This window comes from Desulfotomaculum copahuensis, assembly GCF_001655685.1.
GTDB lineage: Bacteria > Bacillota > Desulfotomaculia > Desulfotomaculales > Desulfovirgulaceae > Desulfotomaculum_G > Desulfotomaculum_G copahuensis.
In genome coordinates this window covers 121,496-134,216 of the sequence record NZ_LYVF01000069.1, presented here as the reverse complement: position 1 = coordinate 134,216, position 12,721 = coordinate 121,496, and the positions used below count along the sequence as shown (strand labels likewise).

The 12,721-nt window shown below is 58.8% G+C and carries 11 protein-coding genes; 2 read left to right on the top strand and 9 right to left on the bottom strand.

The features are described 5' to 3' along the window. Nucleotides 1-25: 25 nt before the first annotated feature. From A6M21_RS06265 to bzdN, 7 genes are all read right to left on the bottom strand, one after another. On the bottom strand, nt 26-772 hold the full coding sequence (locus A6M21_RS06265) for an SDR family NAD(P)-dependent oxidoreductase (protein ID WP_066667042.1): 747 nt from the start codon (nt 770-772) through the stop codon (nt 26-28). Between the two features lie 151 nt (nt 773-923). Further along, nucleotides 924-3,389: an FAD-dependent oxidoreductase gene (locus A6M21_RS06260; protein ID WP_066667041.1), complete on the bottom strand. Its 2,466-nt coding sequence runs from the start codon at nt 3,387-3,389 to the stop codon at nt 924-926. A 16-nt stretch (nt 3,390-3,405) separates the two neighbouring features. Beyond that, entirely contained in the window at nt 3,406-3,681 is a 276-nt protein-coding gene (locus A6M21_RS06255; protein ID WP_066667040.1) for a 4Fe-4S dicluster domain-containing protein, read from the bottom strand. A 173-nt stretch (nt 3,682-3,854) separates the two neighbouring features. After that, nucleotides 3,855-4,742: a benzoyl-CoA reductase, bzd-type, subunit Q gene (gene bzdQ, locus A6M21_RS06245; protein WP_066667038.1), complete on the bottom strand. Its 888-nt coding sequence runs from the start codon at nt 4,740-4,742 to the stop codon at nt 3,855-3,857. A 29-nt stretch (nt 4,743-4,771) separates the two neighbouring features. After that, nucleotides 4,772-5,554, bottom strand: a complete 783-nt coding sequence (locus tag A6M21_RS06240; RefSeq protein WP_066667037.1) for an acyl-CoA dehydratase activase — start codon at nt 5,552-5,554, stop codon at nt 4,772-4,774. A 16-nt stretch (nt 5,555-5,570) separates the two neighbouring features. Then, nucleotides 5,571-6,878 (bottom strand): benzoyl-CoA reductase, bzd-type, subunit O, encoded by a 1,308-nt coding sequence (gene bzdO / locus A6M21_RS06235; protein WP_066667035.1) that lies wholly within the window; start codon nt 6,876-6,878, stop codon nt 5,571-5,573. Nucleotides 6,879-6,892: 14 nt separating this feature from the next. Then, nucleotides 6,893-8,014, bottom strand: coding sequence for a benzoyl-CoA reductase, bzd-type, subunit N (bzdN, locus tag A6M21_RS06230; protein WP_066667034.1), 1,122 nt, complete (start codon nt 8,012-8,014; stop codon nt 6,893-6,895). Nucleotides 8,015-8,265: 251 nt separating this feature from the next. On the opposite strand from bzdN, the gene A6M21_RS06225 reads away from it, so the two are divergent. Beyond that, entirely contained in the window at nt 8,266-9,939 is a 1,674-nt protein-coding gene (locus A6M21_RS06225) for a GAF domain-containing sensor histidine kinase (protein WP_066667033.1), read from the top strand. A gap of 235 nt (nt 9,940-10,174) precedes the next feature. Further along, complete coding sequence (locus A6M21_RS06220) at nt 10,175-10,852, top strand: response regulator (protein ID WP_242868783.1); 678 nt, start codon at nt 10,175-10,177, stop codon at nt 10,850-10,852. Between the two features lie 119 nt (nt 10,853-10,971). Here the strand turns inward: A6M21_RS06220 and A6M21_RS06215 are convergent, their stop codons facing one another. Together A6M21_RS06215 and A6M21_RS19370 are read right to left on the bottom strand one after the other, a co-directional pair. After that, nucleotides 10,972-12,585 carry a sodium:solute symporter family protein gene (locus A6M21_RS06215; protein WP_066667024.1) on the bottom strand — a complete coding sequence of 538 codons (1,614 nt, stop codon included), beginning with the start codon at nt 12,583-12,585 and terminating at the stop codon, nt 10,972-10,974. Beyond that, nucleotides 12,582-12,698, bottom strand: a complete 117-nt coding sequence (locus A6M21_RS19370; protein WP_345788087.1) for a symporter small accessory protein — start codon at nt 12,696-12,698, stop codon at nt 12,582-12,584. The genes A6M21_RS06215 and A6M21_RS19370 overlap by 4 nt, the downstream gene beginning before the upstream one ends. Nucleotides 12,699-12,721 lie beyond the last annotated feature (23 nt).

Genomic DNA, 12,721 nt, shown 5'->3' with positions numbered 1-12,721 from the left:
CAACATCACCTGCCCGATTTATTTTTCAGAGCATGACCATCCCGCCATCCACGCATATTGTCTGTCCGGTAATGTAGGCGGAATCCCCGGCGGCCAGGAAAACCACCGCCGGACCGATTTCCTCCGGCCGGGCGAAGCGCCCGAGAGGAATCCGTTCCAGGTACTTATCCCGGAAACGCGGGTCGGTGGCGATGGTCCTGGTCATTTCGGTTTCAGCCATCGGCGCGATGGTGTTCACTCTGACGTTGTAACGGGCCAGTTCTTTGGCCGCCGATTTGGTCAGGGCGTGCACCCCCCCCTTGGCGGCGGTATAGTTGACCTGGCCGATGGTGCCCAGCAGGCCGGCCGATGAAGTCACGTTGATGATCGAGCCGGATTTCTGTTCCATCATCGGTTTGGCCGCCGCCTGCAGGCAGAAAAACGTACCGGTCAAATTGACCCGGATCACCTCGTCCCACTGTTCTTCCGTCATTTTCCAGAGCATGGCCGGCAGGCTGACCCCGGCATTATTGAACAAAACATCCACCCGGCCGAAAGTTTCCAGAGTGTCTGCAAACAGTTGCTGCACTTCCTGGCGGCGTCCCACATCCATCCGGCGCACCAGCACCCGGCGGCCCATTTGCTGGATGTCCCGCACCACGGCGTCACCGGTCCCGATATTGCGGCTGGCCAGCACCAGATCGGCCCCTTCCCCGGCCAGGGCCAGGGCGGCCGCCTGACCAATTCCCTGCCTGGCGCCGGTGACCACGGCCACTTTTCCTTGCAAGCGCATGGTTTTTCCTCCCACATAGTTGTTAATCTTACATCCCGGGCACGGATCGCTTGCGCTGCGAGCGCCTCTTTCCTCCCGCAAAGCTGGTGGTCCGGCCCCGTAGCTTTAGTGTTCCGGTACGGCCGCCACCTTTTACCAGCTGCAAGAACGGTTAAAACAGATCATCCAGTTCGTCATTACCCGCCGGCAGATGTCCGTGTTCCTGCAAAAACTGCTGGATCAACTGGCTTTCCCGCTGAGTGTACATGGGTTCCTCTTCATAATCGAAGAAACGGGCTTTGGAACCGGCCGCCAGTTGTTCCGCCAGGGAGGAGCGCAGCGTGGCCGTGCCGGTGATGGCAATGACGTTCTTTTGCTCGTCGAGCAGTTGATAAACCCCTTCTGTTTCCGGGACGGCGGCCAAATTTTCCGCGTTAAAGGGCAGCCACTGCTCCGGCGGCAGCGGCACCGGAGTAATTTGCAGGCGCAGGTCGCAGCGCAGGCAGCGGGAAGCTTCGGTAAGGGCCATTTCCTCATCCAGCCCCAGTTCCACTTCGAAAAATTTGGCCGTAAGCGCCTCTTCCGGTGGACAGGGGAATGCGCTGCAGCAGCTTTCGCCCGTCCATAACCGGGCGAGCAAACCATGGCGCGGACGGCGCAGAAAATCTTCATCCTTGCCCAAAAAAGGATCCGGCGCTTCCGGCGGTACCAGTATTTCGTCAATCACCCCGTCGCCGCCCAGGCGGCGGTCGATGGCGGCCGCCGCCCAGCGGCCGCCGGCGATGGCCTCAATCACCGAAGCGGGCCCGCCGACCGCGTCGCCGGCGGCAAAAATGCCGGGCAGATCCGTGGCCATGGTGCGGGCGTCCACTTGCAGCCGGCCGTTTCCAACGGCGGCCGGAAGAGGGGGGGCGGGGCGCTGCCCCACAGCCACCAGCAGGGTGGCGCAGGGAACTTCTTCTTCGCTGCCGGGGACGAAGACGGGGTTGTAGCGCCCGTTTCCGTCAAACAACGAGGCCACGGCGGCCACCCGTACACCAGTCAACCGGCCGTCATCAGTAAGAATGTCATTGATTAGAGTGCGGAAATGAAAGATTACCCCTTCATCCCGGGCAGCCTGCACTTCTGCGGCAAAGGCGGGCATTTCAGCCTCGGTGCGCCGGTAGTAAACATGCACCTCGCGGGCGCCCAACCGCCTGGCGGTGCGGGCGGCGTCCAGGGCCACATTGCCGCCTCCGGTGACCACCACCCGGTCGCCCACCGATACGGCTTCGCCCAGGTTGACCCGGCGCAGGAAAGCCAGGCCGCTGTAAACACCCGCCGCGTCTTCGCCGGGCAGGCCCAGCCGCGCCTCCCGGTGGGCGCCGGTGGCCACCAGCACTGCCCCGTAGCCTCCGGCAAGCAGGGCGGCGGCGTCATCCACCCGGACACCGGTTTTGATCTCCACCCCGCTCCCGGCGATGGCTTCAATTTCCCGCTGCAGCACGTCCCGGGGCAGCCGGTAGGCCGGAATACCGGCCGCCAGCATCCCCCCCGGTACGGGCAGGGCGTCGAAAACGGTGACGGCATGGCCCTTGCGGGCCAGGTACCAGGCGGCGGTCAACCCGGCCGGGCCGGCTCCCACCACGGCCACCCGCTTGCCCGAAGGAGCGGCCGGGACCGGCTGTTCCCGCCGTTGCCCCTGCTCCTCGTCAGCAGCGAAGCGCTTCAGGCGACAGATCGAAACCGGCTGATCGATCCGCCCCCGCCGGCAGTTGTCTTCGCAGGGGTGAAAACAAACCCGCCCCAGGACGGCCGGAAAGGGCACTTTTTCCCGGATCACCGCGCCGGCTGCGGCAAACTCACCCCGGGCAACCAGATTAACATAGCGGGGCACGTCGATACCGGCCGGGCAGCTGTTCCGGCAGGGCACCAGGAATGCTTCCCGGTCGCCGCTTTTGACGTCTTTATCCCTTAAAGCACCGGTGGGACAAACTTCCACGCAGGCGGTGCAGAAACGGCAACCCGATGCCGCCAGATCCGCTTCCACACTGGCGGCGATTTGACCGCCGCCGGCCAGTTCCACCAGCTGCAGGGCGCCCACCCCGCGCACGTCCCGGCACATGCGCACACACCGCCCGCAGCCGGTGCACAGGTTATAGTCCCTGGTAAACAGGGGATGCTCCGTGTAAACCGGCAAATCCGCCGGGACATAGCGGGGCGTACCGGCTTTGATGCCCACGTAAAGGGCGATTTTTTGCAGTTCGCACCGCCCGAGCAGGGGACAGCAGCGCTCGTTTTCCGGCACATTGCTCGAGCACTGGGTGCGGCTGCAGCCTTCCTGCTGGGCGCAGGTCAGGCAGGCATGGGGATGACGGGCCAGGATGGCGGCCAGCTTCTCCCGGCGGTGCTCCCGCACCCGGGCGGTGCCGGTAAGCACCACCATGCCGGCTTCAGCCGTTGTTTCGCAGGCCGCCGCCAGTTCCGGCCGTCCCTCGATCTCCACGGCGCAGAGGCCGCACACGCCCGCCGGGGGCAAGTCCGGGTGGGCGCACAGGGCCGGGATGTAAACCCCGGCCTGCCCGGCGGCGGCCAGCAGGGTCGTTCCCGGTGTTACAGCCACCGGCGTACCGTCGATAGTCAAATTGATGGTGCTCATACCCGCTTCACCGTCCTCACCACGAGCGCACAATGGCGTCCGCCGGGCATACCTGCTGACAGGGCAGCTTCCCCTCCATCCGCGGGCACGGGTTGCAGCTGTAGCGCAGTTTTTTGCGGTGTGCTTCCCGCACGGCCACCACTTCATCGTCATAGTCGTCGGTAATTGCTTCCAGCACCTGTTCGGGGCAGCTGTTTACGCAGGGTTTTTCCCCGCAACCGGCGCATTTGTCCGTATCAATGCTTAAAAACCAGTCTCCCGCCCCGTCCTTATATCCATAGTTGGCAATCATCCTGTTCCACCCCCAACACCCGATATTTGCCGGCGAAATCACAGATTACGCAACTTCCGGGCCTGCTTCCGTCCTTTCCATACCCGTGCCGGTAATGCATAGCACCGGTGCCGGGCAAGTTATCCCGCCCGTTGCTCCGGCCGTACCGCGGAAAAGGCATGACCGGCATCATCCTACCGGCGCCCTTTTTCCACCAGCGCTTTGCCGAACAGCGCCGCGCCGATGGCGCCGGCCAGCTGGGTGTCGTATCTGGGCTTTAATGCTTTGATGCCCAGTTCTTTTTCAATGCGGCTGACCACGCCGACGTTTTTGGCAATGCCGCCGGTAATGGCAAAGTCCGGTTCGACGCCGTTGCGCTCCAGCAGGGAGACCACCCGGTGGGCCATAGCCGAACAGTAGGCGGCCAGCACTTTTTCCCTGGGCCAGCCGGCGCGCAACAGGCCGGTGGCTTCCGTTTTGGCGAAGACCACGCAGGTGCTGCTCACCGGTTCCGGTTCTTCCGCCACCTGCAGGGAGAGTTCGCCCACGTCTTCAATGGAAACCCCCAGCAGATCGGCGAATACTTCCATGCCCCGGCCGGTGCCGGCCGCACATTTGTCATTCATTAAAAACGAGGTCACTTTGCCTTTTTCATCGCAGTGGATGGCCTTGCAGTCCTGCCCCCCCATATCCAGGATGGTGCGCACGGTGGGTCCGTACATGAAGTTGCCCCCCCGGGCATGGCAGGCTATCTCGGTGATCGCCTTGTTGGCGAAGGGCACGTTCACCCGCCCGTAGCCGGTACCCACGGTGAAGTGCACATCCTTAAGTGTCATGCCCGTGTTTTCCATCGCCCAGTCCATGGCCCGCTGAGCGCTGGTGGGGCTGTCGGAGCCGGTGCGCATATTGGCGAAGGCGTACAGTTCGCCGTCGCACATGATCACAGCCTGGGAGCTCACCGAACCCACGTCCACTCCGGCGGTGATCGTTTTTGCCCGGCGCCAGTCCAGATCAGGGTTGCGCCAGTTGTATTCGGTCCATCTCCAGTATTCTTTGCGTTGCGGTTCCCGGGCTAAAGCCATTTTTCTCCCCCCAATTCCTGTTTTAAAATTTACGCCTCTTCGCCTGCTTTTTCCGCCGCCACCAGGGCGGCGCCTAGCGCGGTAACGTATTCCGGGTCTTCCGGCACCTGCGCCTTTACTTCCAGCCCTTCCTCCATGGAACGCACGAATCCGGCGTTATAAGCCAGCCCGCCGATCAGGGCCAGGTCCTTTTCCAGCCCCACCCGCCGGACCATGGAAATCACCCGGCTGGCAATGGCGTCGTGTACGGCGTGGGCAATGTCTTCTTTCGGCGTCTTGGCGTGAATCAGTGAAACCACTTCCGATTCGGCAAAAACAGCGCACTGGGCGTTCATGGGCACGGCCCGGGTGGATTGCAGCGATAACGGGCCCATCTCTTCCACCGCGATTTCCAGCGCCCGGGCCATGGCCTCGGTAAAGGAGCCGGCGCCGGCGGCGCATTTTTCATTAATGGCGAAGTCGACAATCTTGCCCTGCTCGTTGCATTTTAAAGCCCGCCCCTCCTCCGCCCCCACATCCACCACTGTACGGGCGGCGGGGAAAAGGTAAAGCGCGCCCCGGGCGCCGGCACCCACTTCGGTGACCGTGCTCCGGGCAAAAGGAACCTCGTTTTTGCCGGCGCCAGTGGCGGTAATATGCTGTACGTCGTCCCGGCCGATGCCGGCTTTGTCCAGTGCCGCGGCCATAGCCTCCTCCGACGCCGCCGCCTGATCGAAACCGCTTAAAACAGCGCTTTTGGCCAGAACCCGGCCGTCCCCGAGAATGACCACTTTGGTAAACTTGTTGCCTACATCTACCCCGGCTGTAATCATCTTTCAGACACCCCCGTTAATACTGCTTTTTGAAGCCCAGGCTCTCCATAAAGGCGTCGATGCGGGCAAAGGTGGCCACTTCGTCGAACTCCCGCTCGTCACCCATATTCCCTTCAAAAGTCATCACCGGACATCCGGCTTCAATCAGGCCCAGACGGTTTTCCGCGATGCCCACGCTCAAACCTTCGCAACCCCGGTTATAATGCAGTAAAACGCCGTTCAGCTTCCATTCGTCGAAAATGCGCTTCATCATGCCGGTTTTGAACTTGGGATGATAGAAATGCTGCCATTCCGGCTTGCTCAGGTTCCATTCCACATTGATCCGCACGGCCTGCTCCCTGGTTTTGATTTCAATCCCCTTTTCCATCGGTGTCGTCCGCGGTCCCCAGCTTCCGTCCGGTTTTTCCTCCCAGATCCCCTCCAGGCCGAAAGTATAGAGGGAACCGACGGAAACGGCACCGTACCGCTCCAGGTAGCGGAACACTTTCAGGAACGCCCAGGGGGGCTGGGTGTCGGAAATCAGGCGGCACTGTTCGTTGCCCACGGCGGCAATGCCCCGCGCCACCCGGTCCTTGACCTCATCCCGCACTTCCTCGTAAAAGTCGGCCACCCACCTGGCCGCTTTGTGCAGGGTGCCGAAAACGTACAGGGAGTACATGGACTTTTCATCCAGCGGCGCCGGCACGGCCTTGTTCAAACTGCAGATTTCCGCCCAGGTGCTGGTGGAGCGGCATTCGTCCTTCACCGCTGCGATCAGCTTCTCATCGTCGTATTTGCGGCCGGTGACCTTTTCCATCCATTCAATCCCGTCCAGAATCTGATCCGCCACGTACTGGATCTTGGCTTCGTTGATTTCGTGATAGGGGCCCACCGCCACATCAATTTCATACATCGGAATAGCGGGCTCCAGATCTTTGACCACCTGGTACCACTTGGCGTGGCTGCAGCAGATGTGATCCTGCCAGATGAAATCCGGTTTGGGATAGCCGCCGCCGAAAGGATATTTATCAAGCAGGATGGAACCCCAGTAAATGCGCATGTAGGAGCAAAGATCACGGGCATAGCCGGCCTTTTCCGTAGCCTCCATGCACTCCAGGGCCAGTTCCTTGTTGTGGGCGATGGTGGCGCCATAGGGTTCGCTGGTCAACGGGTAGACATCGTCCCCCAGTCCGCGCGGCACGGCGTCGAAAGTCCATGCGCCGCCCGCCCAGCGCAGGCCGCCCTTTAAATGCGCGTCACGGTAGTCCAGGTAATATTTCTCCCGCAATTCCTTGGCTTTGGCCCAGCATTGCAATGGTTCGGTGGGGTACTTTTGTTTGCTCATCTTTATACCTCCATTTAGAACAGATCTTCCTGACGCAACATTTCCAGGAAGGCTTCCACCCGGATGCGGAACTGGCCGATCGGTACGGTAACATCAAACTCCAAAAAGAGGGTGGGAACGCCATTTTCCTCCAGGTACTTGCGAATGGCCGGAATGTCCAGTTCATGTGGATCGCAAAACTTCTGCTGCATTACAATGGCTCCCTGCACATTCCATTCTTTGGCCAGTTTTAAAATATGAGGCAGCCGGCTGCGTTCCGGCCAGTCCTTGGTGGGACAGGCCGGCCGGTCGATATAACGGGCGGCGATAGCCATCAGACGGTCTTCCTGCGGCTCCACCCGGTTCCAGAAATACCGGCTGCCGGTGCAGTGATCGTCAACGACAAAAGTGGTGCCCAGGCTTTCCGCCATGGCCATGAAAGCGGTGTCGTCGTCCTCGCTGCCCAGGATCATCAGTCTTTCACCGGTTTGCCGGTCCGGCTGGCGTTCAGACAACTCTTTTAATTTCTGTTCCAGGTAGGCGTTGTGTTCCCGCTTGTCAACCATCTGACCGGATAAGACCAGGTACATCGCTTCCAGACCGGTTAAGGGCGGATTTTCCCTTTTGCGTAATTCGTATACCTCCCGCATCAAGCGGCGGCTGGTATTCATGATTTCAATCCCCCGGTCCAGGTCGGCGTCGCTGATCGTTTTCCCGGTCCATTTCTCCACCGCTTCCTTGAAGGCGGCCAGTTCACTGCGCAGGAACGGGTAGGCCCGCTTGCTCTGCACATGATGCGGCATGGGCAGGTAGTAGGAAAACTCCCGCGGCCGGTGCAGGTCCCAGCTGGTGTAGGCCTGCCTGATGTGCAGGCAGGACTGGGCAATGGTAATGCCGTCCAGATAATCGAAACGCCCTTTCAGTCCCTGGGCCAGGCAGTCGCGGCAGAAGGGGCAAAACATGCCGAAAATATGCGGCTCGGTGACGTCCTGCGGCTCGTGGCTGCCCAGTATGCGCACCGGAAGCACACCGGCGGCATACAGGATTTCTTCCGGCACATAGGTGCAGAAATAACCAATCACCTTGCCGCCGGTGCGCTGCTTCCACTCTTTGGCGTATTCATGCCTGTTTTCAAACCATTCTTGAAATTTTTGCATACGTTTTGAATCCCCCCGTCCAATTATTGCTTTCGGTACGCGCTTCGCCGCCTGCTTGCAGACATTATAAAATGGCCGGACAAAATTTAATATCGCCAGAAAGTATGGAAGCCAGGTTGATAGCGGGTGAAACAGGGGTTAACCTTTATGGGTGATAAATAACGTTTTGGGAATTAACCAATAAACCAACAATATTTGTTATTGACAGTCAGACGATTTATCTATAAAACTTAATAAAGGGGTGATCATCAATGGACGCTTTACCGGCGAGTCACCGCAAGCTGGCGGAACTGGTCATTATTTGCCAGGTCAATGCACTCAATAAGCTGAGCCAGGGATTAAAAACCGAGCTGCAGCAATTGTTAAACATATCAATAAAATTTTTTGACTTTTCAAACATATGCTTGTTCTTACTGCGGAAAAACGGCTCCCCCCTTTGTTTGACGGCCAGCCGGGAAAATGCCGGGTGCACGGAAATCCAGCAAAAGCTGCAGCAAATGCTGGCCGCCGGGAGCGACGGGGACGGACCGGTCAACCGGCTGGAAGCACTGGGACCGGTAAAATCCACCACCCTGCCGGTGTTGCTGCGTCCCGGCGATCCAATGGGCGTGATGGAGATGGGCATTTTTAACAGTGAGCCGGCCACGGCGGAGCATTTGTTGATCAAGGCCGCCTCCCTGGGACGCCATATGGCCAATATCATCCAGGAATCATTCATCCACAAGCACAAGGACCGCCAGTTGCGTAAGCTGGCCGTCTGGCTAGAAACGATCAACACGATCAGTTCCACCCCGGACATCAGGCAGGTGCTGCACGTTGTAGCCCAACTGGCGGCGGACCTCTTTGCGGCGCGCACCTGTATTTACCTGCTGGATGAACGGGAACAAACCATCACTTCAGTGGCAGCCGTGGGCAGCTACGATCTGGAAATGAAACAAAAAATCAAGGCCCTGAAAGGGCGGCCCCCCTTCCCGGGCATCAAGCGGGCGCTCAAAACCAGGCGCCCCCTGTTGATTACGCCGCAAAACATCGAGCAGTTCCTGCCCCGGGAAGTTATTACCGATTTTGCCTACAGCTCCCTGGTCATGGCGCCGTTGTTGAGCAAAAAGGGCAGTATCGGCGTCATGCAGGTAGACCGCCCGGGAGCGCTGATCGCTTTTACCACCGAGGAGGCCGAAATCATCTTCGCCCTGGCCCGGGAAACCGCCATCGCCCTGGAAAACGCCAGGCTGGTACAGGTGCTGGCGGAAAAGGAGCAGCTCCTGCGCCGGCTGTTGAACAAACTGATTACCGTGCAGGAGGACGAACGCAAGCGCATCGCTTATGAGCTGCACGACGGGATTATCCAGGCTTTGATCGCCGTCTGGTACCGCCTGCAACGCCTCAGCGCATCCGATGAAATCCCCCTGGCCGGCGAACGCAGCGAAATTTCCCGTCTGGTCGGTTTGATCGGTGAACAGATCCAGGATATCCGTTGTTTGATTCAGAACATGCGCCCGATCACGCTGGACGATTACGGGCTGATTCCCGCCATTGAGTTTTACATTGATAATTACAAAGAAATTCATCACATATCCGTCGATTTTAAAGTGATTGGCGAAGCATACCGCCTGCCGCCGGATATTGAACTGTCCCTTTACCGTATTCTGCAGGAGGCGCTGTCCAACGTGGTCAAGCATGCACAGGCCACCCGCGCCTGGATAAGCCTGGATATGACCGGTAAAGAAATTTTGTTGACTATTTCCGACAACGGCTCCGGTTTTACCCTGAACCGGGGGAAAAGAAAACAGCAAGACAGGCTCGGTCTGGCCAGTATGCAGGAGCGCACTTCCCTGCTGGGGGGCACGTTTGCCATCCATTCCGAAAAGGAACAGGGAACCACCATCACCATACGGATCCCCGCCGGCGACATCGATATGCCGTAAAATTTTATCCCGTTCCGAAACGGCGCGGAAGGCTGCAAAAGGGGAAATCAGCGCTTTTCAACAGCCGTGGATATGTCCACGGACGACTTGAAAGCGCGACGAAGCCGGAGGTTGAATGAATGGAAAACGTCCGGCGGCGTGACGGACATGGCGGAATAAGATTGTTACGCTGCAGCGTTACGGGTAATAACGAAATCACGACTGCACAAAAGGCATGGAAAGGGGGACGTGCCCTGTGACCGCTGAAATAAAGGTGATGATCGTAGATGATCACCCGATGATCCGGGAAGGACTGATCACCATGCTCAACGGCTTCCCCGACATCGCCGTGGTCTGCACCTGCAGTGACGGGGAAGAAGCCATGCACATGATCGATGTCTGGAATCCCCATGTAATTTTAATGGACATCAGAATGCGCCGGCTCAGCGGCATTGAAACAGCAAGCTATATATTGACTCATAAATCCCAATGCAAGATTCTTTTTTTGACTATTCTGGAAGACACCGAATCAATACGCCAGGCGCTCCAATCGGGGGCGGCGGGCTATATATTAAAGCATGTCACCCGGGAGAAACTGGTTGAATCAATTCGCCGCGCCTACAATGGCGAAATGGTCATCGACCCGGCACTGCTCGGGCGCATTATCGGCGACTATACCCGCGTTACCCATGCCCCGCCGGAACCGGTGGAGCAGCAGGAAAAGCTGGCCGGACTCAGTGTGCGGGAAAAAGAAATTCTGCGTCTTCTGGCCCAGGGGATGACCAACAAAGAAATTTCCGCTTCCTGCCACCTGGCCCTGGATACGGTAAAAACCCACCTGCGTAATATTTTCCGCAAGCTGGGGGTGAAAAACAGATCCCAGGCCATCTCCCAGGCGATCAGATTTTTGGAGGGAAGCAGGGGTGCGCTGTGAAATAAAACAGACGGCACCACGGTGCAGCGGTGCCGCCACTATCAAATCAACCGGCTATTTTAGGATTTCAAAAGGGCCTTCCGGAACATCACCTCACTGGCCTAAACCGCCGGATATGCTTAAGCAACAACCTTTTCCGGCGTTACTTCCTGTGTTTTGCCCAAGCCGGCAAAACACCGGTTCACATGCTCCCGGGGCAACGGTTTGGTGAACAGTGTGATGAAGATTAACGCCGCCGCGGAAATGACGATACTGTAAAACAGCGGGTCCACAAAGGTCCAGGGGTCGGGCAGCAGGGTGGGCCGGCCGAAGATGGCCTTACAGATCCCGAAGGGAACGGCCTCGGACGCATGCAGGAAGACAAACCCGAAAATGGACACCCCGTACCCCAGCGCCACGCTCCAGACGGCCGCCGCTTTGGTCACCCGGCGCCAGAAGATGGCTCCCAGCAAAGCCGGCAGGATGCCGGCGGCGCAGATGCCGAACCAGAAGGCGGTGGCCCGGGCGATAATGCTTACGGGCAGGATAAAGGCCATCACCACCGCTGCCACGGCCCCGACCAGCACACCGATCCGGGAAAGGGTCAAAGGGTTGGCCTTTATGTTCCAGGTTGCCAGCAGGTCCCTGGAAAAAGCCACACTTTGCACGTGGATCAACCCGTTCACCGTGGTGATACAGGCGGACAGCAGGGTGACCATGAAGAGGTAAATATAGGCTGGAGGCATCACGGCATTAATATAGGACGGAATGATCAGGTCCACATTCCCTTTGGCCGCGGCAATGGCAATCTTGCCCACCGTGTCATGGAAATACACGTTTGTCAGGGGACCGACCATGAAAGCGGTGCCGGTAAAGAAGAAAATGCAGATGCCGCCGGTCAACACCGCCCGGTTCAAAGCCTGTTTGGTCGGTACGGTCAAAAACCGCAGGATCAACTGGGGTTGGGCCAGCACGCCGATGCCCACTCCCATGACGATAGTGCTGATCACCGTCCACCAGATCGGCGAGCCCCATTGGGGCATGGCCGTCCAGCCCAGGTCGCCGCCTTTTTTCAATGCCTCCGGTACCAGGCTGGCCATATTGGTCAGCGCCTGGTGCCCGGCAACCACTCCGCCCACCACGGCATAAGTCTTGAACAATAGAATAACCATGCCAAGCAGCATCATTCCGCACATGAAGGCGTCGGCGTACATGACGCCCTTCAGACCGCCCCACCCGACGTACAGGGCGATGATCACGGCCAGCACAACCAGCGCCACCTGGAAGCTGATGTGCAATGACTCTTCAATAAACCTGGCGCCGCCGATCAAGACCACCCCGGTGTAGGGCGGCATGAGCAGGAAGATCATCAAACCGATAAACCAGGTAATGAATTTGGACTGGTAGCGTTCGCCCAGCATGGTGGCCAGGGTGGTGGCCCCCAGATTCTTGGTCATGCGGCGGATGGGCTCTCCGAGGAAGATAAAGGCGACAAAAATGCCCAGAAAGATGTTGAAAAACGAAAGCCAGAGCAAAGTGAAACCGAACATCCCGGCCGCTCCCCCGAAACCGACGATGGCCGATGTACTGATAAAGGTGGAAGCGTAGGACAAAGCCATAATCCAGCCCGACATCTGCCGCCCGGCCACCGTATAGTCCTCGGCGCTCCTGGTCTGCCGGGAACCGAGATAGGTCAGGTAAGATATTATGGCCACATAAATCACCAGTATAACCGCCAGAACGGCCAGGTTCACCAATCCTCACCGTCCTTGTTCCACTTTGCGATTCCCCAGCCCACACAGAGCAACATGGCAGCCACATTCAACAACCAGACCAGTGCCGTCCAACCGTCCGCCATCCCTAACACGCAGTTCCCTCCTCATATTTTTT

Excerpts from the sequence above, each read along its gene's own strand:
- A6M21_RS06265 (WP_066667042.1), bottom strand. The coding sequence starts at position 772 with ATGCGCTTGCAAGGAAAAGTGGCCGTGGTCACCGGCGCCAGGCAGGGA.
- A6M21_RS06260 (WP_066667041.1), bottom strand. The coding sequence starts at position 3,389 with ATGAGCACCATCAATTTGACTATCGACGGTACGCCGGTGGCTGTAACA.
- A6M21_RS06255 (WP_066667040.1), bottom strand. The coding sequence starts at position 3,681 with ATGATTGCCAACTATGGATATAAGGACGGGGCGGGAGACTGGTTTTTA.
- bzdQ (WP_066667038.1), bottom strand. The coding sequence starts at position 4,742 with ATGGCTTTAGCCCGGGAACCGCAACGCAAAGAATACTGGAGATGGACC.
- A6M21_RS06240 (WP_066667037.1), bottom strand. The coding sequence starts at position 5,554 with ATGATTACAGCCGGGGTAGATGTAGGCAACAAGTTTACCAAAGTGGTC.
- bzdO (WP_066667035.1), bottom strand. The coding sequence starts at position 6,878 with ATGAGCAAACAAAAGTACCCCACCGAACCATTGCAATGCTGGGCCAAA.
- bzdN (WP_066667034.1), bottom strand. The coding sequence starts at position 8,014 with ATGCAAAAATTTCAAGAATGGTTTGAAAACAGGCATGAATACGCCAAA.
- A6M21_RS06225 (WP_066667033.1), top strand. The coding sequence starts at position 8,266 with ATGGACGCTTTACCGGCGAGTCACCGCAAGCTGGCGGAACTGGTCATT.